The organism is Silvimonas iriomotensis (assembly GCF_014645535.1).
GTDB lineage: Bacteria > Pseudomonadota > Gammaproteobacteria > Burkholderiales > Chitinibacteraceae > Silvimonas > Silvimonas iriomotensis.
In genome coordinates this window covers 330,152-350,774 of sequence record NZ_BMLX01000001.1, presented here as the reverse complement: position 1 = coordinate 350,774, position 20,623 = coordinate 330,152, and the positions used below count along the sequence as shown (strand labels likewise).

Genomic DNA, 20,623 nt, shown 5'->3' with positions numbered 1-20,623 from the left:
CTTGCACCGGCCCGGGCGTTTTTAGTCACCGCAATATTTACAAAACACAGCCCCGCCACAACACGAACGGGGTATTCTGCGCAGGCTGTCTGCCCCGACTGCCCTTGTGCAGTTACGGAAATCCATCATCGCAAAGGGAAGTTTCATCTTGATCAAGCACCTGCTGCACTGGCGTATCTACCTGGCCTGCCTGTTCCTGTTTTGCTGCGGCATGATCGGCTTTGCCTTGTACCACCAGATTTATGCGTGGGTCATGCCGTGTCTGCTGTGCGTGTATCAGCGCCTCGGCGTCATCGTCATCGGTCTGCTGGCCCTGATCGGCGCAATCCGGGCGCCCAAAAGCAAAGTGGGCACCGCCGTGCTGGGTGGTTTGATCGTGCTGGCGTCCGCCGTCACAGCCGGGGTTGCCGCATGGAACCTGCTGTTGCAATACGGCCCGCGTGAAGCCGGTGCGCAATGCGCATCCAGCCTGCCCTTCCCCATTGATCTGAACCAGTGGCCCGAATGGGTCGGCGTGCTGATCCGCCCGGTGGGTGATTGCAGCCAGATTACCTTCACCCTGTTCGGCCTGTCTGTCCCGCTCTGGATGATGTTGAGCGCGCTGGCCATTGCCGTGGTCACAGCCGTGGTCACCGTGCGTCGTTGCAAGGCGCTGGCGCGGTAAGATCCAGCGCCCGCCAGCCCCGATCAGCCCAGCCCGTATCGCTGGGCTGATTGCTTTGTGGCCGCGCCTGCACAACCCAGCCTCAGCCGCTATGAACTTACCCACAAAATCTGTGGATAACTCACTGGATGGTTCTCGCAAGTCCATAACGCACCGGCTAAATCCTGGTCGCGCCTTTTTTTAAGCACCACCCGCCTGACCTCTCTTCACCCGCAGTGGCGCGTTGCCTTGCGGCATCCCCCGCCCTGCACCTGCCGGGCCATACGGTGCAGACAAAGACAGGTTGTCAACGGCGGTGATCGCTTCTTAAATTTGAATAAGCTGGCCAACGGGTCGGCGTGACCTTGCCCCTTTCCTCCCCATCCGTTCGCCCAGGTGGTTTTATGAGAATTGTCACGCGCTGTTATCTGCTGATCGCCGTCTCCGTCCTGTCTGTCTTGTTGCTCTCGGTTTCCGCCAACTTCGTGCAGTCGCGCCTTGGGGAGAATATCGAGAACTTCCAGACCAACGATTACCCCAGCCTCACCACCATCGCGAGCATGCGTTTTGAAGCCATGCGTTTGCGTATGGCCAGCGTGGTGTATCTGCTGGCTGGCACCAACAACGCCGATGCCGCAGCCAGGCAAGCCATCAAGGATTCACTGCAGCAAGACTGGGAGAAATACGGCAGCGCGCTGAACAAGTACGAAAAAGAACTCGTCAACGATGACGAAGACCGCGCCATGCTGACCAGTGACAAAGAAACCGCCGGCGCCTACCACGATCACCTGATCCACCTGATGGCGCTGATTGATCAGGGTGATATTGCCGGCGCCACCCGGTTGCGCAACACAGAACTGGCGCAAGCCGGCGACAAGCTGATCAAGTCGCTCAATGATCATGTGTCGTACAACATCCGCTACGTCGACAAAGAAGCCGTAGACTCCGCCGCGCTGATCTCCCGCACCCGCACCGCACTGATTGCGTTTTCCGTGGTGCTGATCCTGTTCATGGTGGGCTTTGGGGTGTACAGCGCCAGAAAGATCGCAGCGCCCTTGATGTCACTGCGCGACTTCATGGCAGAAACCGGCCAATCGCTGGATTTCACCCGCACCGTGCCGCACCTGGCAGCCAAAGACGAAATTGGCGACACGGCGCAGGCCTTTGCCGCATTGCTCAACACCTTGCGAAACAGCCTTAAACAGGTCACAGACACTGCCGTGCGGGTGGCCAGCCACACCAGAACCCTGGCAGATTCAAGCGAACACATCCGCCACGCCGCCAACAGCCAGACTGAATACGCATCCAGCATTGCCGCGGCCGTCGAACAGATGACGGTCAGCATCACCCATATGAGCAACCAGGCTGAAACCACCAATACCCGGACCGGAGAAGCCAGCGAACTTGCCGTAAGTGGCCTGACCACCATCGACGGCGTGCAATCCGGCATGCAGCACATTGACTCTACAGTGCAAGAAAGCACCACCTCGCTCAACGAGTTACAGCAAAGCGTCAGCAACATCGCCTCCGCCATTGGCGCGATCAAGGAAATTGCCTCGCAAACCAACCTGCTGGCACTCAACGCCGCCATCGAAGCCGCCCGCGCCGGCGAACAAGGCCGCGGCTTTGCCGTGGTGGCCGACGAGGTGCGCAAACTGGCCGAGCGCACCACCGCCCTCACCGATGAAATAACCGGGGTCATCACCAACGTGACGCAAGCGTCGGCCAACACCGTTCAAGCCATGGGGCACACCCGCCAGCGCGTGGACGAAGGCGTGTCAGAGGTAGGCCAGGCAGGCAACGCCATGCGCCAGATCAGCGACGCAGCCAACGAGGCGCTGGACATGGTGAATGACATCGCCCATGCCATCAAAGAACAATCCATCGCCAGCACCCAGATTGCCACCAACGTCGAACGCATCGCCCAGATGGCCGAAGAAGCCAGCCGCTCCGCCAATGAAAGCGCCCAGCTCGTCACCGGCCTGAACAGCGCAGCGGCCGAGATGCAAGCCGCGGTAGACCGGTATCGGGTATGAGATAGCTGGCGTGCCAGTCGTGCGGGCGAAAGCCTTGGGCTGCGGTGTGCGGGTGGCGGGTGCTGCGTTGGGTGAAGCAGAAATGAAAAAAGCCCTGACGAGTCAGGGCTTTTTTCAGTAATACTGGCGGAGAGAGGGGGATTCGAACCCCCGATAGGCTATTAACCTATACACGCTTTCCAGGCGTGCGACTTAAACCACTCATCCATCTCTCCGCAGAGGAGGCCGAACTATACTTTATCCCGCCCAACTTGCCAAGCCTGATTGTAAACAAAGCGCATAAACCTTTATTTGTACTCGATTTCTGCGCGTTGCCAAAGTCTCTGTTTGCAGGTCGCACGTGATCGGCAGGGCCGATACAATGGATGCCTTTGTGACCTGCTTCACAGTCCTGTGGCGGGCACTTGATCCTCTTCTTTGCAGGAAAGCCTGAGCGTGAGCCAGTTCGAGCGTCTGACCATTGATGACATTGCCCGTCTTGCCAAAGTATCCCGTACCACGGCCAGTATGGTGCTCAATGGCTACGCCGAGCGCTATCGTATTTCCAAAGCCACGGTAGAGCGGGTGTTGCAGGTGGCGGCGGAGCATCATTTCAGCCCTTCCCAGTCGGCGCGCGCGCTGCGTTCGCGGCGCAGCCATACTATCGGGCTGGTGATTCCTGATCTGACCAATTCGGCGCATTCGGCGCTGGCGCAAGCGGTAGAGACGCAATGCCGCGAGCGCGGTTACCAGATGATGATGGTGACCAGCGATGAAGACCCGGCGCTGGAGACCGATTGCATTGCGCATCTGGTGGCGCGGCAGGTGGATGGGGTGATTGTGGTGCCTTGCGCCACCGATCCGGCGCATTACCAGAAATGGCTCAAACGGCTGCCTATTGTGTTTGTAGACCGGGCGGTAGACGGTTTGCCGGTGCCCTCGGTGATTACCGATGCGACCGGCATCGTCGCCGGCCTGATTGGCGAGGCGCTGGCGGCCGGCGCGCGTGAGGTGGTGTATTTCGGCGGGCAGCCAGACGTGTCTGCCAGCCGCGATCGCCTTGCTGGTTACACGCAGGCGCTGGTCAGCCATGGCTTGCCGGTGCGTGAAGAACTGGTGTTCCAGCGTGATTACCAGCGTGAATCCGGTTACGCCATGATGCAGCAATGGTTCGCGGCGCATCAGCGTTACCCTGAGGTGTTGTTTGTCGGCGCAATCACCTTGCTGGAGGGCGTACTGGCGTTTTTGAATGAGCAACACAAGCTGACCCAGGCGCCGGGCCGTTTGCTGACGTTTGATGATCATCAGTTGCTCGATTGCCTGCCCTTGTCGATCGACGCCATCGTGCAAGATGCCAACGGACTGGCCAGCGAGAGCCTGTCCCGCGTGCTGGCCTTGCTGGAAGGACAAACCCAGACCAGCACCCGCGTACCCGCCCGCGTGCATTACCGCAGCCCGCGCGCTACTTCGTAAATACCTGGCTTTGTAACTGGCCTGATACCCGCGCCTTGTCATGCGGCGCTACACTGCCGTATGAATCCGTCGTTGATGTGGAACCGACAGCATGCCCTTTCATCTGACCTACCCTAAAGTTGTCGCGCTGGGTGGCGGCACCGGCTTATCTTCGCTCTTGCGCGGGTTGAAGCATTTCCCGGTGGATATCTCTGCCATTGTCACCGTGGCCGATGATGGCGGTTCCTCCGGCATTCTGAACCGCGAACTCAAAGTGCCCCCGCCCGGGGATATCCGCAACGTGCTGGTGGCCTTGAGCGAGGCCGAGGGCATTTTCCGCGACCTGTTGCAGTTCCGCTTCCAGAGCGATGAAGGCGGGCATTATCTGGACGGGCATTCGCTGGGCAATTTGTTGATTGTGGCCATGTTCAGCCTGACTCACGGCAATTTTGTCGAGGCCGTGGAAAACATCGGCAAGGTGCTCAATATCAAGGGCCGGGTTTACCCCGCCTGCCCCCACGCCACCGTACTGCACGCCCAGTTGCAGGATGGCCGCGTGTTCAAGGGTGAATCGCAACTGGCTTTCCAGGGCTCACGCATCCAGCGGGTATTTTTTGATCAGGATGTCCACGCTGAACCCCTGGCCGTCAAAGCGATCGAGAACGCAGATGTGATCGTACTGGGGCCAGGCAGCGTGTTTACCAGCGTGCTGCCCAACCTGTTGCTGCCGGAGATCGCGGCCGCCATCAACGCCAATACCCGGGCAGAGAAGGTCTATATCTGCAACCTGATGACCGAACACGGCGAAACCGATGACATGACGGCATCGCAGCACGTGCAGGCGATTCTGGATCACGGCATTGAACGTGTAAGCAAAGTCATTCTGAATGAAGAAAGCTTGCCGACCGATGTGCTGGGGCGTTATGAAGCCGAAGAAGCACGCCCGGTGATCAACGATTTCGACAAACTCCGGGAAATGGGCGTAGAGGCCATCTCTGCGCGCATTGCCAACCTCAGCGACGGCACCGCACGGCATGATCCGATCAAGCTGGCGGCTGCGGTCTACAGCATTGCACTGGGTAGTGTCTGAGTACGTCTGGCGGCAAAACCAACAAATGCGTCAGATTGATGCAGGGATAAATCGATTTTGCAATGACCCCGGCATATAATCGCCGCGATGAAGCCACGGCCTTTTTCGGGCCTCTGCCCGGCCGCCGCTTCTGACCGACCTATCACGCCCTCGCGGCGTTTTGCCTTCAGGATCAAAATGATGAACAAATCCCTGGTTTTCGGCGCTGCCCTCGTGATCGCCACTTTCGCCGCAGGCGCCCAGGCTGCCGGTTGCGGCAAGCCGCGCAACGCGTTTGATACCGTTTACTGTGCCGGCAACCTGTTCTCGCAAACCGACAAGTCGCTGAACCAGACGTACACTGAACTGCGCAAGCAACTGACGCCGGATCAGCAAAACACGCTCAAGCAAGGCCAGCTGGCCTGGATCAAGAACCGCGATGCCAAGTGCAGCCGCGAAGAGAGCGATATGTACTTTGTGAACCTGGATTGCGCGATCACCATGTCGCAAGAACGCCTGGATTTCCTGAAAGAGCGTCAGCGCGAGTGCAGCAGCACCGGTTGCGAAGCCAGCAAGCTGGGCCAGTAACAGCGCCAGCATCTTGCGCACAACAAAAAAGGCAGCCCAGGCTGCCTTTTTTGTTGCTTGCTGTACCAGCAGATCAGCCGACCGAGACCGGGATCTTGCCGATCTTTGCCTGCCATTCTTTCGGGGCCACGGCGTGTACCGATGTGCCGTTGCTATCGACCGCCACCGTCACCGGCATATCCACCACGTCAAACTCGTAAATGGCTTCCATGCCCAGATCGGCAAACGCCACCACCTGGCTGTGCTTGATTGCCTTGGAGACCAGATACGCTGCGCCACCCACGGCCATCAGGTACACGGCCTTGTTGTCCTTGATGGCTTCCACGGCGGTCGGGCCGCGTTCGGCCTTGCCCACCATGCCCAGCAGGCCGGTGGTTTCCAGCATCTGGCGGGTGAACTTGTCCATGCGCGTGGCAGTGGTCGGGCCGGCCGGGCCAACGACTTCATCACGCACCGGGTCAACCGGGCCCACGTAGTAAATGAACCGGTTGGTGAAGTCCACCGGCAGCTTCTCGCCCTTGTTCAGCATGTCGATCATGCGCTTGTGCGCGGCGTCGCGGCCGGTCAGCAGCTTGCCGTTCAACAGCAGCGTCTGGCCCGGTTGCCATTGCGCCACCTGTTCCGGCGTGATTGTGTTCAGATCAACGCGCGTAGCAGCGGCCGACGGTGTCCAGGTAACGTCCGGCCAGTCTTCCAGCTTGGGCGCTTCCAGTTGGGCCGGGCCGGAGCCATCCAGCACAAAGTGCACGTGGCGGGTGGCGGCGCAGTTGGGGATCATGGCCACAGGCAGGCTGGCGGCGTGGGTCGGGTAATCCTTGATCTTCACATCCAGCACGGTGGCCAGGCCGCCCAAGCCTTGCGCGCCAATGCCCAGCGCGTTGACCTTCTCGTAGAGTTCCAGGCGCAGTTCTTCCACACGGTTTTGCGGGCCGCGGGCGATCAGTTCATGGATGTCGATTTCTTCCATGAGCGACTCTTTGGCCATCAGCATGGCTTTTTCTGCGGTGCCGCCAATGCCGATGCCCAGCATGCCCGGCGGGCACCAGCCGGCGCCCATCAACGGTACGGTCTTGATCACCCAGTCCACGATCGAGTCAGACGGGTTGAGCATGACAAACTTGGATTTGTTCTCAGAGCCGCCGCCCTTGGCAGCGATATCCACTTCGATGGTATCGCCCGGCACGATCTCGTAATGGATCACGGCCGGGGTATTGTCTTTGGTGTTCTTGCGCCCGCCTGCCGGGTCCATCAGGATGGACGCGCGCAGTTTGTTGTCCGGATGCAGATAAGCGCGGCGCACGCCTTCATTGATCATGTCGGTCACGCCCATGGTCGCGCCGGCCCACTGCACATTCATGCCGACGCGCACAAAACAGGTAACAATGCCGGTGTCCTGACAAATGGGGCGATGGCCTTCTGCACACATGCGGCTGTTGGTCAGAATCTGCGCGATGGCGTCTTTGGCCGCCGGGCTCTCTTCACGCTCGTAAGCCTCGCCCAGCGCCTTGATATAGTCGGCCGGGTGGTAATAGCTGATGTACTGCAGCGAATCGGCAATGCTTTCGATCAGGTCGTCCTGGCGGATGACGGTCATGACGTACTCCGTGGTGCGGGCAAAGGTCAGAAAACGCCGATTTTACCCTGGCGCGTGTAGTCATGCCGAAGCGGGTTACACGTATACCGCCGAACACACTATCCCATAAGCAAAACACCTGATTTGTCAGTTACTTGAGGTGTTGTGACACAAATACTTCATGCAGACCCGACAAAATGACCGAACGGTCGGTAGTGTAATCATCTAGATGAAATAAGCCTGCGTTAAGATGGCGCCATGAACCGGTACCGGTTGGCGGCGGCGTGCCGCACTCCCCCTCAGGACAACAATAAATGAACATCAACGTAGAACGTGGTTCCGGTATTGCCTTGTGGCGCCAGATTGAAGAAACCCTGGCCGCCGAAATTGCCCGCAAGATCCTGCGTGAACGCCTGCCTAACGAAACCGAACTGGCCAGCCGCTTCGGGGTAAACCGCCACACCGTGCGCCGCGCCGTGCAAGCGCTGGAGGCACGGGGCCTTGTGCGGATCGAACAGGGTCGCGGCACGTTTGTGCAGGAAGAATTCATCGACTACAAACTGGGCAAACGCAGCCGTTTTTCGCACAGCCTGGAAAAACAGCAACTGGCCGGCACCAGCCAGGTCCAGCGCTCGCGCGAGGTAGTGCCGCGCGATGAAGTCTGCGCCATGCTGGGCGTCTCTAACGGCACACCCGCGTTGCAAGTGGATGCGCTGGATGTGGTCGATGGCCGCGTCATTGGCGTGTGTACCCAGTATTTTCCGTTGCCGCGCTTCAAGGGCTTTGACACGCTGTATAAACAGCATGGTTCGGTTGCCACGGCGCTGGGCGTCGTCGGTATCAACGAATACAGCCGCAAACTGAGCCGGGTCAGCACCCGCCTGCCTGAAGCCGAATGCGCGCAGCAACTGGGGCAACCCAAGACGCAACCCATCCTGTTTGTGGAAAGCGTCTACGTGGACGCCGTGGGCGTGCCCATCGAATACGGCATTACCCGCTTTGCCGGTGACGCCGTACAACTCTTGTTTGAACCGGAAGCCGTTTGATGTCATTGCGCCAGCAGGTTGAACAACATCTCGCAACGCAGCCGCAGCTGGTCACAGACCACCTCACCCGCTTCACCATCCTGGGTTTTGAACTGGGCTGGCTGGAGCCGGTGACGGTTGAATTCCTGCTGACGCACAGCCCGGCGTTCTCGCGCCAGGCGCGGGGCGTGGTTCTGCTGGCAAACACCGGCGAAGAAGCCGCCCGTATCCTGACCGATGCGGCGCTGGCCATGAAAACGGCCGGGTTGATCCGGGGCTGGCGCAACGAGCTTTACACCGTGCTCGCCCCCAATGCCGACGGCACGCCGGACCTCTCGCGCCCGTTGTTCCAGCTGGAACGGGGCGCGTTCCGGCGCTTTGGCATGTTAAGTCTGGCGGTGCATATCAATGGCTGGCGGCAAGACCAGCATCTGTGGATTGGCCAGCGAGCAGCCAGCAAGGCGGTAGACCCGGGCCGGCTGGATAACCTGGCCGCAGGCGGGATGTCTGCCGGCGAAGACGCCACCAGCTGTGCCATCCGCGAATTGTGGGAAGAAGCCGGCGTCCCGGCCGCGCTGGCCAGCCAGGTGGTGGCGGCCGGCCAGTTGCGCAGCACGCGCAATGAAACAGATGGCACGCATGACGAAATCCTCTACTGCTTTGACTTGCAGTTGCCGCAGGACTTCATCCCGCACAACACCGATGGCGAAGTTGCCGGGTTCATCGCCACCAGCGTGCCGGAAACGGTCTCGCGCCTGGCTGAACTGACCTGGGATGCCGCGCTGGTCACTGCAGATTTTCTGCTGCGCAAAAACTGGGTTTAACCCGATTCGCCCTGCCCTTTGCCACCGGTTGCACCGCAAGGTTGCACCATAGGGTGCAACCGCAATTGATCACCGGTTGCACCCGCTTTATGCTGCGCGCAAAATCCTTTGGTATTTTTGCCAATCTGCCTTTTCAGGAAGCGCACCATGAGCACCACCACCCTTGGCGTCAAGCTGGACGAATCGACGCGCGAACGCTTGAAACAAGCCGCGCTCAAGCTTGATCGCACGCCGCACTGGCTGATCAAGCAAGCCATTTTCAACACGCTGGAACAGATCGAACGCGGCCAGACTTTCACTGCCGGTACTGGCGGTGACGAGGGTGGCACCAGCCAGGGCGAAGTTGCGCCGGAACAACACCCGCAGGTGCAACCTTTTCTGGAGTTTGCCCAGAGCGTGCAACCGCAGTCGGTCTTGCGCGCTGCCATCACCGCCGCTTACCGCCGCCCGGAACCGGAATGCCTGCCTGCCCTGCTTGAGCAAGCGCGATTGCCGCAGGCGCTGGCGCACAACGCACAGCAACTGGCCGGCAAGCTGGCAGGCAAACTGCGTGAACAGAAAGTCGGCACCGGTCGCGAAGGTCTGGTGCAGGGCCTGATCCAGGAGTTCAGCCTGTCGTCGCAAGAAGGCGTAGCGCTGATGTGCCTGGCCGAAGCGCTGCTGCGCATTCCGGACAAAGCGACCCGCGATGCGCTGATCCGCGACAAGATCGCCCGTGGCAACTGGCACTCGCACGTGGGCCAGAGCCCGTCGCTGTTCGTCAATGCCGCCACCTGGGGTTTGCTGCTGACCGGCAAGCTGGTGGCCACACATACCGAATCCGGCCTGTCCAGCGCGCTGACCCGTATTATCGGCAAGGGTGGCGAGCCGCTGGTGCGCAAGGGCGTGGATATGGCCATGCGCCTGATGGGCGAACAGTTTGTGACGGGCGAGACCATCTCTGAAGCGCTGGCCAACGCGCGCAAATTTGAAGACGAAGGCTTCCGTTATTCGTACGACATGCTGGGCGAAGCCGCGATGACCGAGGCTGATGCCCAGCGTTATCTGGCCTCTTACGAGCAAGCCATCCGTGCCATTGGCCGCGCCGCCCAGGGCCGCGGTATCTACGAAGGCCCGGGGATTTCGATCAAGCTCTCTGCCCTGCACCCGCGCTACAGCCGCGCCCAGTACGACCGTGTGCAAAGCGAGCTGTACCCGCGCCTGAAGTCACTGGCGGTGCTGGCGCGCCAGTTTGATATCGGCATCAACATTGATGCCGAAGAAGCCGACCGCCTGGAGATCTCGCTCGATCTGCTGGAGCGCTTGTGTTTCGAGCCTGATCTGGCCGGCTGGAACGGCATTGGTTTTGTGGTGCAGGCCTATCAGAAGCGCTGCCCGTATGTGCTGGATTATCTGATTGATCTGGCCCGCCGCAGCCGCCACCGCCTGATGATCCGCCTTGTGAAGGGCGCGTACTGGGATAGCGAAATCAAGCGCGCCCAGGTGGACGGGCTGGAGGGTTATCCGGTCTACACCCGCAAGGTGTATACCGATGTCTCTTACCTGGCGTGCGCCCGCAAATTGCTGGCCGTGCCGGAAGCCGTTTACCCGCAATTTGCCACGCACAACGCCCACACGCTGGCGACGATCTATCACCTTGCCGGCCAGAACTACTACCCCGGCCAGTATGAATTCCAGTGCCTGCACGGCATGGGCGAGCCACTGTACGAACAGGTGGTGGGCAAGCTGGCCGAGGGCAAGCTTAACCGCCCCTGCCGTATCTACGCGCCCGTCGGCACGCATGAAACGCTGCTGGCTTATCTGGTGCGCCGCCTGCTGGAAAACGGCGCCAATACGTCGTTTGTGAACCGGATTGGCGATGAAACCATCTCGCTGGATGAACTGATCGCCGACCCGGTCGCCGTTGTGGAAGACATGCATCTGAAAGAAGGGACGCTGGGTCTGCCGCATCCGCGCATCGGCCTGCCAGCGCAATTGTATGGCGCGGCGCGCACCAACTCGGCCGGGCTGGATTTATCCAACGAGCAACGACTGGCTTCGTTGTCGGCCGCCTTGCTGCATGGCGCGGATGAAGCCTGGCGCGCCACACCGCTGATTGAAGGCGTGACACCGGCGGCAACCGGCGGCGCCGAGGTACTGAACCCGGCCGATCACCATGATGTGGTCGGTCACGTGATTGACGCGACGCCGGCCGATGTCGAACTGGCCATGCAAGCGGCCGTGCGCGAAGCGCAAATCTGGCAAGCTACCCCGCCGGCACAACGCGCTGCCCTGCTGGAACGCGCGGCAGATCTGATGGAAAGCCGCCTGCAGCACTTGATGGGGCTGATCGTGCGCGAGGCCGGCAAGTCTTTGCCCAACGCCATTGCCGAAGTCCGCGAGGCTGTGGATTTCCTGCGCTATTACGCCGCCCAGGTGCGTGACCACTTCAGTAACGATACGCATCGCCCGCTCGGCCCGGTTGTGTGTATCAGCCCGTGGAATTTCCCGCTGGCCATCTTTGCCGGGCAGGTCAGCGCGGCGCTGGCTGCAGGCAATACCGTGCTGGCCAAGCCGGCGGAACAGACCCCGCTGATCGCCGCGCAGGCCGTGCAGATTCTGCATGAGGCCGGTATTCCGGCCGGTGCCGTGCAATTGCTGCCGGGCGCCGGCGAAACCATCGGTGCAGCGCTGGTAAATGACGCCCGCACCCGTGGCGTGATGTTTACCGGCTCCACCCAAGTGGCGCGCATTTTGCAGCGCAATCTGGCCGGACGCCTGAGCGCGCATGGCACCACCATTCCGCTGATTGCAGAAACCGGCGGCCAGAACGCCATGATTGTTGATTCATCTGCCCTGACCGAACAGGTTGTGGCCGATGTGCTGGCCTCGGCATTTGATAGCGCCGGCCAGCGCTGCTCTGCCCTGCGCGTGCTGTGCCTGCAGGAAGACATCGCCGATCGCGTGCTGGACATGCTCAAGGGCGGCATGCAGGAACTGGTGGTCGGCAACCCGGATCGCCTTGCCACTGACGTCGGCCCGGTGATTGATGCCGAAGCCCAGGCCGGCATCCAGAACCATATCGACGCGCTCTACGGCAAGGGCCGCAAGGTGTATCAGGCGGGCGAACCCGAGGCCGGCCGCCACGGCACCTTTATCGCACCGACGCTGATTGAACTGGACAGCATTGCCGAACTGGAACGCGAGGTCTTCGGCCCCGTACTGCACGTGGTGCGCTGGCAGCGCACGGCAGATCATGCCGGGCTGGATCAGCTACTGGATCAGATCAACGCCACCGGCTACGGCCTGACCATGGGCATCCACACCCGTATCGACGAGACCATTGCCCATATTGTCTCGCGCGCACAGGTGGGCAACCTTTACGTGAACCGCAATGTGGTGGGCGCCGTGGTCGGCGTGCAACCGTTCGGTGGCGAAGGTTTGTCCGGCACCGGCCCCAAAGCCGGCGGCCCGCTGTATCTGCACCGCTTGCTGTCGGTCTGCCCGCAAGAGGCCATGCGCCAGACGCTCAGCGCGGCCACCGGTTTGCCGGCGGCACTGAACAGCGCCACGCGTGAGCAACTGTTGCAGCCATTTGCCAGCCTGCAGCAGTGGGCCGCGCAGCACCAGCCAGAACTGGCCGCGCTGTGCCAGAAACTGCAGAGCGCCAGCATGACCGGTACCACGCTGACGCTGGCGGGCCCGACCGGCGAGCGCAATACCTACGCCCTGCTCCCGCGTGAACGCGTGTTATGCGTGACCAGCGCGGACGACGTCTTGCGCCAGATTGCCACTGTACTTTGTATCGGCGCGATGGCAGTCGTGATCAAGCGCGCCGGTACCGCCGAGACCGTGGCGCAATTGCCGGCGGCGGTGCGGGCACGGGTTGAACTCATTGAGGCGACGCAGGACCTGGGCTCGCTGGAGTTCGACGCAGTGCTGCATCATGGCGACTCGGACGAATTGCGCACGCTGAGCCTGGCGGTGGCAGAACGGAACGGCCCCATTATCGGCGTACAGGGTCTGGCCGCAGGTGGTGAAGCCTTTGCGCTGGAACGTCTGCTGATTGAACGGGCGCTGTCGGTGAATACGGCGGCAGCGGGCGGGAATGCGAGTTTGATGACCATCGGCTAAATAACGCGCCAGCAAACCAGTGGTGATGGTCAGCGCAAGCGGGCCATCGCTGCGGGTTTCCCCGCTACACTGGCGGCATGACCGCCACCGCCCGCCTCTTTATCGGCCTGACTCCCCCGCCTGCAGTACGCCAGCAACTGGTGGCCGTGCGCGACAGGCTGCATGCCGTGGCTGGCGGCAAACCGGTGGCGCAGGCCAATCTGCACCTCACCCTGGCATTTCTGGGCCAGACGCCGGTGGCCCGCGTGGAAGAACTGGCCAGCCTGATTGACCAGTGCGGCTTCATGCCCATGACCTTGCAACTGGCAAGCGTGGGCAGTTTCAGCCGCGCCAACGTCACGTGGGCCGGGCCGGCCGAACGGCACATGATGCTGGACGGGCTGGCCGCGCGCCTGCACCAGTCCTTGCAACAGCATCATTTCAGCGTGGACGCGCAAGGCTTCTCTGCGCACGTTACGCTGTTGCGCAAGGTGGCCTGCCCGCCACAAACGTTAACGCCCGCCATTATCTGGCGGGCGTCTCAGTTAAGTCTGTATGAATCGCGCTCCACCCCGGACGGGGTCGAGTATCACATCCTGCACCGCGTGATCAGCAGCGCCGGACACCCTCAAACCTGATCAGGGAAACACCGCGCCCTGCATGGCCAGTACGCCGCTGCGGCCCGGAATTTCTTCCATCTCTACGTGATGGTACGGCAGCGCAGCCGGGTCCAGCGCCTCGTACAGATCGCGGCAGGACACCAGTTGATAACCTTGTTCGATCCAGCCGGCCAGCAGGCGCTCAAACACCGGCAGCAGCTTCATGCCTTCCAGTTCCGCGTGCAGCGTGAACACGTGGCCGTAGGGCTGGGTATCTTCGGTCAGGCGCAGGATGTGTTCATGCACGTTGTCGGCGTTCAGGCCATCCACACCCAGAAGTTCATCCAGCGTCGGCAGCGTGCCCGGCAGTTGCACGCAACGCACCAGTTCGCCCTTCACAACCGGCCAGAACGGGTGGGTGCCGCGGGTATCCGCCGCATAGGTCAGGCCCATGTGCTGCTGGTAACGGTAGGCGTGTTCGTTCATTTGCCAGCCTGCCGCGCCGTGGGTTTTGGCCGGCTCGCCAAAAATGCTCTGGAAGCGTTCAGCCGCCTTGTTCAGTTCTGCGCGCGTCCACTCGGCATCTGCCCCCGCTACACCATCTTGCCAGCGGATGTGATCCCAGGTGTGAATACCGTTCTCGAAACCCGCTGCCGCCACGCTGCGCATCAGTTCTGCGCAGCGCTTGCCGATATCCGGGCCCGGCAGCAAGGTGCCGTACATCAAGGTCTTGATGCCGTAATGCTCTACCACAGAAGTGCGGGAGACTTTCTTCATGAAACCCGGACGGAATACGCGCTTGATGGCGCGGCCGGTGTGATCCGGGCCAAGGCTCCACAGGAACGTGGCATTGGCCTTGTGCCGCTGCAGGGCTTCGACAAGGCGCGGGACACCAATGCGGGTGCCACGAAAGGTATCGACATCAATCTTGAGCGCTAGCAATCGCATAAATCTGGGACAGTTCTGGTAACAGTGAGAGTGGTTTCAAACCGGATGCGAATGGGCTGCAGCCTTATTGGGCAGCGGTGCCGGATGCGGCCTCTGTCTTGCCCTTGTGCGCCCGGCGCAGCATTTCCTGCTCCATGGCGGTGAACTGGTGCAATAACTGGTCACGGGCGGTGCCGGTACCCAGGCTCCCCACCAGCTTGGAGGTCGGCGTCCATTCGGCGTGGTAGCTTACCACGGTCTGGCCGTTCTTTTCGGACAAGGTGCTGATGCTGGTCAGCGGCCCGGAATCCCCGCCGACCGACTTCGCACGGATCTCGGTCATGGGTTTGAGTTCCATTTGCCGGATCGAATCATAAGACGCATGAAATATCCCGAGCGGCACCACCCCTTTTTGTTCGACCTTCATGGTGGTGTCGGTGTGCTCCAGAATCTTGCTGCTGCTAAGGTTGGGCACGTAACTGGCCATATGGTCAAAATCGGTCAGCACTTCCCAGGCGATTTCCCGCGAGACGGGTACGGTGAATTCGCTCTCCAGCGTGACGGTTTCACCTTTCTTTTCGACATGGGCAGCCACGGGGCTGGCGGCGCTGGTGTCGGCAGCCAGGGCCGGCCAGCAAGCCAGCAAGGCCAGCGCACCGGCCAGTGAAATCAAAAGTCGCATGGTGCTCTCCGGAAGCTTCAGGGGGCATGATGCCTGCGTACCATGACATAGGCATGCCGGTTCAGGACTCATGGTAGACGCGCCAGCCGCACTTTGCCTGCGCACCCCGCCACAGGGCAGAGACTTGACCACGCCAGAGGGCACTGTCAGGCGCCAGCCATCTTCAGCTGGACCAATGCCACGCCGGCCGTTCCAGATCAGCCAGACCTTGCACACTGGTCTGGCCGAGTTCTTTTTCCAGCTGCCAGGTGTGCACGTCTTCTTGCTGACTGAGCGTGTTGATCAGCCTGCCCGCATGCGACACCACAATCACCTGCGCTTGTTTTGCCGCCTGCAGGATCAGACGCCCCAGCGCGGGCAACAGGTCCGGGTGCAGGCTGGTTTCCGGTTCGTTCAGCACCAGCAGTTGGGCAGGCCGTGGCGAGAGCAAAGCGGCAATCCACAGCAGGTAGCGCAAGGTGCCATCAGAGAACTCGGCCGCACGCAGCGGACGCAACAGGCCTGGCTGCCACATGATGACCTCGAACCGCGCACCCTGGCAGTCAATCTCGATGGTGCAGCCCGGAAAAGCGTCATCCACTGCCTCGGCCAGCGCGCTGGCATCACCGATCTGCATGATGGTCTGCAAGGCCGCGGCCAGATCACGCCCGTCATCGGCCAGCACCGGCGTATACGTGCCCACCTGCGGCTGGCGGGCCGGGGCGTCTGCATCCGTGCGGAAATGATCATAAAACCGCCAGGACCGCACTTGCTCGCGCAGCCGGAACATCTCTGGCGCCTGGGCCGGGTCAGCCAGCTCGGTCAGCATGCTGTCAAAGGGCGACAAATTGTGTGCCAGTACCTGCCAGCCACGCCCGTCTTTCACCCTGACGAGTGCGTTCTCACGCTCCACCAGCGTCCCGGCACGCCGCAACCACGGCCCCGCCCAGATTACTTCTTCCTTGATATGCGGATCACTGCCAAATGCCCCGTACCCCGGAATCGGCAAGCCCAGCCTGAGCAGATAGCCAAACTGCTCACTGCCAAACCCCAGCTTCAGATTGTAGGGCTCGGAACGCACTGTTCCCTGCACCGGCTGCCAGCCTTCTTTCATGCCACGGCTGTGGTTTTCCGGCCCGGCCCACAAGGTGGAGCGGAACCCGCCCTCTTGCGCCAAAGTAGCAATCACTCGCCCTTGTGCCACCTGCGCCAGCAAACGCAAAGCGCGATAAACGCTGGATTTGCCACTGCCATTGGCACCGGTAATCAGGGTTAGCCGGCCCAGCGGCAAAATCAGGTCCCGCAGCGAGCGGTAGTTTTCAATGGCCAGGGTGGTGAGCATGAAGTGCGTTTCCACAGTGAAAAGCAAACCCGTTCAGCATGGCAAACAGCAGCGGCAAGGTCCAAATAAAAAAGCCCCTTGCGGGGCTTTTCAGTGTTAAACCTGATGGCACATCAACTCTCACGCGTGACGCGCCAGACTTCTTCCAGCGCGGTTTCACCTCGCTGCACGCGGCGGACACCATCTTGCCGCAGGGTGAACATGCCGTGCGCCAGCGCGTAGTCTTTCAACTCTTGTTCCGGCACGCGGGCGTGAATCATGCTGCGGACGGTCTCATCAATCTTGAAGAGTTCATACAGACCGGTACGGCCCCGATAACCGGAACCGCCACACTGCTCGCACCCCACGGCGCGGTAAAGCACCGGCGCGCCCAGGCCTTCAAATGCGGGCAGTTCGTCCGGCTGTACCTCACCTGGCTGGCGGCACGACGGGCACAATTTGCGCGCCAGCCGCTGGGCCAGCACGCCCAGCAAACTGGAAGCCAGCAAGAAGGGTTCAATACCCATATCCGTCAGCCGCGTCACCGCGCTGACCGCATCGTTGGTGTGCAGCGTGGCCAGCACCAGGTGGCCGGTGAGCGAGGCCTGCACCGCAATCTGCGCGGTTTCCAGGTCACGGATTTCACCAATCATGATCACGTCCGGGTCTTGCCGCAAAATGGCGCGCAGGGCGCGGGCAAAACTCATGTCGATACGCGGGTTGATCTGCGTCTGCCCCACGCCGTCCAGATCGTATTCGATCGGGTCTTCGACGGTCATGATGTTGCTGGTTTTGGAATCCATGCGCGAGAGCGCGGCATACAGCGTGGTGGTCTTGCCCGAACCCGTGGGGCCAGTCACCAGCACAATGCCGTGCGGCTCGTTGAGCATGGCTTGCAATTGCACCAGCGTATTGCCGCCCATACCCAGTTTTTCCAGGTTCAGGCGGCCGGCGGATTTATCCAGCAAACGCAACACGGCACGTTCGCCATGCCCTGTCGGCAGCGTCGAGACCCGCACGTCAACCGGGCGTCCGGCAACGCGCAGCGTGATACGGCCATCTTGCGGCAGCCGCTTTTCAGCAATATCCAGCCCCGCCATGACCTTGATCCGCGACACCAGCGCCGCATGCAGCGCACGCTTGGGTTCGAGCACATCACGCAACTGGCCATCCACCCGGAAACGCACCACCGAGCGCGTCTCGAACGGCTCCAGGTGCAAGTCAGACGCGTTCTCGCGCAGGGCTTCGGTCAGCAAGGCGTTGATCAGGCGAATGATCGGCGCGTCGTCTTCGGTTTCCAGCAGGTCTTCGATTTCGGGCAGTTCTTGCGCCAGGCGCGAGAGATCCAGACTGCCTTCCAGGTCATCGGCCACGCTGGCCGAGGCACTCCCGGCATTGCTGAACAACTCGGACAAGCGCGCCTCGTAGGCGTCCTGATCCAGCAGTTCGACATCCAGCGGGCGGCCGGCAACCCGGCGCAATTCGTTCAGCGCAGACAAATCTGCGCCCTTGCGCATCAGCACATGCACCGAGCTTTCATGTTGCTCGGTATCGACCACGCCAAAATCGCGGGCGTAATGATAAGGAACCAGCCGTGCGCTCACTTGGTCTGGCCTTGTGTGGTGTCAGCTGCCGCTGCCGGCGTGCTGGCGACCGGGGCAACCGGCTGGGTGACTTCAGGCGCCTTGCCGGCACCGCGCAAGTCCTGCACGCCATAGCGCGAGGTGGACGGCGTGGTCGGCGTGGTCTTCAGTTCCGGCAACACGGCTTTCGGGATCGCGGGCAGCGCCGGGCTGTCCGACATGTTGAATTCTTGCTGCACGCGGCGCAGATACTGGTAGCGGTCGACCGAGAGGGTGTCAGTATCCTTGCTGTCGTACAGGATGACCGGGCGCAGGAACACCATCAAATCGGTCTTGGACCAGTTGCGCGTCTGGTAGCGGAACAGGCCGCCAATAACCGGGATATCACCCAGGATCGGCACCTTGTTCTGGTCGTTGGTGGACGAATCTTGCAGCAAGCCGCCCAGCACGATGGTCTGGCCGTTATCGACCAGCACCTTGGAATCAATGGTGCGTTTCTTGGTTGCAATACCGCCGCCATTGGTGTTCACCGTGCTGTCGATGCTGGACACTTCCTGGTACACCTGCATGGTGATCGAGCCACCTTCAGAGACCTGTGGCCGTACCGCCAGCGTGATACCGATATCCTGGCGGGTATAGGTATTGAACGGGTTGGTGTTGGAACCGGTCGATGCCGTCTGCCCGGTCAGGATCGGAATATTCTGGCCGACCAGAATGCGCGCTTCTTCGTTATCCAGCGTGACCAGGTTCGGCGTGGACAATACATTGGCGTCGCCGGTGCTTTCCAGCGCCGACAAGATCACGCCTGCAGTCGCAGAACTGTTGACCACACCCAGGTTAAAGCCGGTCGGTGCGCCGTTGGTGAACGTACCGCTGGAAATCCCCGACAGGATGCTGGAAATCGGGTTGTTCAGCGTGGCGATACTGCCCGCCAGCCCCGACAAACCAACCACCGACGTGCCGGAACCGGTCAGGCCCAGCTGCCACTGCACGCCCAGTTCATTGAGCTTGGAGGCGTTGACTTCGGCAATGATGGCTTCGACATACACCTGGGCGCGACGGGCATCGAGCTTGTCGATCACATCACGCAGGTTGTTATATACATTGTCCGGCGCCGTGATGATCATCGAGTTGGTCATCGGGTCGGCCGTGATCAGCACATTGGCACCGCCCACTTGCACACTGGTCGAGGTCGGCTGCGTGCTGGTGTTGCTGCTGGTATTGGTCGTCGAGGTGGCATTCATGCCCGACAGCCCGCCGCTGTTGCTGGTGCTGCTGGTGCTGGACGACGAGTTGTTGCTCAGGCTGGCAGAGGCGGCCAGGCTGGTGGACTGGTTACTGCTGCTGTTGCCGGAGTCCTGACCGGTCAGAATGCCTTTGAGCGTACCGGCCAGCTTGGTGGCTTCTGCATTGCGCAGGTACACCACATGGATGTTGCCGCCAGCGGCACCGGGCTGATCCAGGGTATCAACAATGCGCTTGATCTGCTGCGCAGTGGCCTGGTTTTCAGAGCGCACCAGCAAGGCGTTGCTGCGTACATCCGGCACGATGGTGCTGCGGTGAATACCCTCACCCGGCGCATTGGTCGGGGTGACGCCCTGCATGGAAATTTCCGGCATCAGGCGCGCCAGCGTCTGCGCGACGTCCAGGGCGGAGGCATATTTCAACTGGATCGGGAAAATATCCGACTGGGCCGGCTGATCAATGCTTTCAATAATGCGGTTCAGACGCCGCACGTTATCAGCGTAATCGGTAATCACCAGCGTATTGCCAGCCGGATAAGCCGCCACCGTGTTGTTGGGCGAGACCAGCGGACGCAGGATCGGCACCAGCTGCGTGGCCGACTCATAGCGCAACGGGTACACCTGGGTCACGATCCGGTCGCCAGACACCTTGGCGCCGCGTTGCACCGTGGCACTGTAGTTCTGCTTGGCGTCCGCCTCTGGCATCACCTTGACCACGCCGTTGGCTTCCAGCGCAGTAAACCCCTGCTGACGCAGCGCGGACAGCAGGATCGGGTAAACCGCTTCTTTGGCCACGGGCTCGGACGAGACGATATTGACCGTGCCTTTGACGCGCGGATCAATCACGAAATTCTTGCCAGTGATCAAACCCACGGCCTTGATGGTGGATTCAAGGTCGGCATTCACAAAATTGAGCGTGACCGAATTTGTATTATCAGCAGCCTGCAACAACTGGCTGGCGAGCAAACAGGCGATCAACAGGGGGCGAAAACGAGGTTTCATTGCAA

Annotated in this window: 15 protein-coding genes and 1 tRNA gene; 9 read left to right on the top strand and 7 right to left on the bottom strand. The window is 61.1% G+C overall.

The window, feature by feature from the left end:
• Positions 1 to 148: 148 nt before the first annotated feature.
• Together IEX57_RS01540 and IEX57_RS01535 are read left to right on the top strand one after the other, a co-directional pair.
• The gene (locus IEX57_RS01540) at positions 149 to 664 is read left to right on the top strand and encodes a disulfide bond formation protein B (protein ID WP_188701628.1); all 516 of its coding nucleotides are present in this window, start codon (positions 149 to 151) and stop codon (positions 662 to 664) included.
• A 383-nt stretch (positions 665 to 1,047) separates the two neighbouring features.
• Complete coding sequence (locus IEX57_RS01535; RefSeq protein ID WP_188701626.1) at positions 1,048 to 2,679, top strand: methyl-accepting chemotaxis protein; 1,632 nt, start codon at positions 1,048 to 1,050, stop codon at positions 2,677 to 2,679.
• Positions 2,680 to 2,803: 124 nt separating this feature from the next.
• Here IEX57_RS01535 and IEX57_RS01530 read toward each other — a convergent pair.
• Positions 2,804 to 2,894 (bottom strand) — tRNA-Ser (locus tag IEX57_RS01530).
• 220 nt (positions 2,895 to 3,114) lie between these two features.
• On the opposite strand from IEX57_RS01530, the gene IEX57_RS01525 reads away from it, so the two are divergent.
• From IEX57_RS01525 to IEX57_RS01515, 3 genes are all read left to right on the top strand, one after another.
• Positions 3,115 to 4,131: a LacI family DNA-binding transcriptional regulator gene (locus tag IEX57_RS01525; RefSeq protein ID WP_188701624.1), complete on the top strand. Its 1,017-nt coding sequence runs from the start codon at positions 3,115 to 3,117 to the stop codon at positions 4,129 to 4,131.
• Between the two features lie 91 nt (positions 4,132 to 4,222).
• Complete coding sequence (locus tag IEX57_RS01520; protein ID WP_188701622.1) at positions 4,223 to 5,200, top strand: gluconeogenesis factor YvcK family protein; 978 nt, start codon at positions 4,223 to 4,225, stop codon at positions 5,198 to 5,200.
• A 177-nt stretch (positions 5,201 to 5,377) separates the two neighbouring features.
• Positions 5,378 to 5,767: a lysozyme inhibitor LprI family protein gene (locus tag IEX57_RS01515; RefSeq protein WP_188701620.1), complete on the top strand. Its 390-nt coding sequence runs from the start codon at positions 5,378 to 5,380 to the stop codon at positions 5,765 to 5,767.
• A 73-nt stretch (positions 5,768 to 5,840) separates the two neighbouring features.
• On the opposite strand, the gene IEX57_RS01510 is transcribed toward IEX57_RS01515, so the two are convergent.
• Positions 5,841 to 7,361, bottom strand: coding sequence for a fumarate hydratase (locus IEX57_RS01510; protein ID WP_188701618.1), 1,521 nt, complete (start codon positions 7,359 to 7,361; stop codon positions 5,841 to 5,843).
• A 293-nt stretch (positions 7,362 to 7,654) separates the two neighbouring features.
• On the opposite strand from IEX57_RS01510, the gene phnF reads away from it, so the two are divergent.
• From phnF to thpR, 4 genes are all read left to right on the top strand, one after another.
• Positions 7,655 to 8,386 carry a phosphonate metabolism transcriptional regulator PhnF gene (phnF, locus tag IEX57_RS01505; RefSeq protein WP_188701616.1) on the top strand — a complete coding sequence of 244 codons (732 nt, stop codon included), beginning with the start codon at positions 7,655 to 7,657 and terminating at the stop codon, positions 8,384 to 8,386.
• Positions 8,386 to 9,189 (top strand): NUDIX hydrolase, encoded by an 804-nt coding sequence (locus tag IEX57_RS01500; protein WP_188701614.1) that lies wholly within the window; start codon positions 8,386 to 8,388, stop codon positions 9,187 to 9,189. The genes phnF and IEX57_RS01500 overlap by 1 nt, the downstream gene beginning before the upstream one ends.
• 147 nt (positions 9,190 to 9,336) lie before the next feature.
• Positions 9,337 to 13,302: a trifunctional transcriptional regulator/proline dehydrogenase/L-glutamate gamma-semialdehyde dehydrogenase gene (gene putA / locus IEX57_RS01495; RefSeq protein WP_188701611.1), complete on the top strand. Its 3,966-nt coding sequence runs from the start codon at positions 9,337 to 9,339 to the stop codon at positions 13,300 to 13,302.
• A gap of 77 nt (positions 13,303 to 13,379) precedes the next feature.
• Positions 13,380 to 13,919, top strand: a complete 540-nt coding sequence (thpR, locus tag IEX57_RS01490) for an RNA 2',3'-cyclic phosphodiesterase (RefSeq protein WP_188701609.1) — start codon at positions 13,380 to 13,382, stop codon at positions 13,917 to 13,919.
• Here thpR and IEX57_RS01485 read toward each other — a convergent pair whose 3' ends face one another.
• From IEX57_RS01485 to gspD, 5 genes are all read right to left on the bottom strand, one after another.
• A complete protein-coding gene (locus IEX57_RS01485) occupies positions 13,920 to 14,828 on the bottom strand; it encodes a polysaccharide deacetylase family protein (RefSeq protein WP_188701608.1) in 909 nt (302 codons plus the stop codon).
• A 64-nt stretch (positions 14,829 to 14,892) separates the two neighbouring features.
• On the bottom strand, positions 14,893 to 15,489 hold the full coding sequence (locus IEX57_RS01480) for an SRPBCC family protein (protein ID WP_188701606.1): 597 nt from the start codon (positions 15,487 to 15,489) through the stop codon (positions 14,893 to 14,895).
• Between the two features lie 163 nt (positions 15,490 to 15,652).
• On the bottom strand, positions 15,653 to 16,810 hold the full coding sequence (locus tag IEX57_RS01475) for an AAA family ATPase (protein WP_188701604.1): 1,158 nt from the start codon (positions 16,808 to 16,810) through the stop codon (positions 15,653 to 15,655).
• A gap of 113 nt (positions 16,811 to 16,923) precedes the next feature.
• Positions 16,924 to 18,393 (bottom strand): type II secretion system ATPase GspE, encoded by a 1,470-nt coding sequence (gspE, locus tag IEX57_RS01470; protein WP_188701602.1) that lies wholly within the window; start codon positions 18,391 to 18,393, stop codon positions 16,924 to 16,926.
• The gene (gene gspD, locus IEX57_RS01465; protein WP_188701600.1) at positions 18,390 to 20,618 is read right to left on the bottom strand and encodes a type II secretion system secretin GspD; all 2,229 of its coding nucleotides are present in this window, start codon (positions 20,616 to 20,618) and stop codon (positions 18,390 to 18,392) included. Before gspD ends, gspE begins: the two co-directional genes overlap by 4 nt.
• Positions 20,619 to 20,623 lie beyond the last annotated feature (5 nt).

What these genes read in the sequence shown, in the direction of transcription:
- IEX57_RS01535 (WP_188701626.1), top strand. Translation starts at nt 1,048, where the DNA reads ATGAGAATTGTCACGCGCTGTTATCTGCTGATCGCCGTCTCCGTCCTG.
- IEX57_RS01520 (WP_188701622.1), top strand. Translation starts at nt 4,223, where the DNA reads ATGCCCTTTCATCTGACCTACCCTAAAGTTGTCGCGCTGGGTGGCGGC.
- IEX57_RS01515 (WP_188701620.1), top strand. Translation starts at nt 5,378, where the DNA reads ATGATGAACAAATCCCTGGTTTTCGGCGCTGCCCTCGTGATCGCCACT.
- IEX57_RS01510 (WP_188701618.1), bottom strand. Translation starts at nt 7,361, where the DNA reads ATGACCGTCATCCGCCAGGACGACCTGATCGAAAGCATTGCCGATTCG.
- phnF (WP_188701616.1), top strand. Translation starts at nt 7,655, where the DNA reads ATGAACATCAACGTAGAACGTGGTTCCGGTATTGCCTTGTGGCGCCAG.
- IEX57_RS01500 (WP_188701614.1), top strand. Translation starts at nt 8,386, where the DNA reads ATGTCATTGCGCCAGCAGGTTGAACAACATCTCGCAACGCAGCCGCAG.
- putA (WP_188701611.1), top strand. Translation starts at nt 9,337, where the DNA reads ATGAGCACCACCACCCTTGGCGTCAAGCTGGACGAATCGACGCGCGAA.
- thpR (WP_188701609.1), top strand. Translation starts at nt 13,380, where the DNA reads ATGACCGCCACCGCCCGCCTCTTTATCGGCCTGACTCCCCCGCCTGCA.
- IEX57_RS01485 (WP_188701608.1), bottom strand. Translation starts at nt 14,828, where the DNA reads ATGCGATTGCTAGCGCTCAAGATTGATGTCGATACCTTTCGTGGCACC.
- IEX57_RS01480 (WP_188701606.1), bottom strand. Translation starts at nt 15,489, where the DNA reads ATGCGACTTTTGATTTCACTGGCCGGTGCGCTGGCCTTGCTGGCTTGC.
- IEX57_RS01475 (WP_188701604.1), bottom strand. Translation starts at nt 16,810, where the DNA reads ATGCTCACCACCCTGGCCATTGAAAACTACCGCTCGCTGCGGGACCTG.
- gspD (WP_188701600.1), bottom strand. Translation starts at nt 20,618, where the DNA reads ATGAAACCTCGTTTTCGCCCCCTGTTGATCGCCTGTTTGCTCGCCAGC.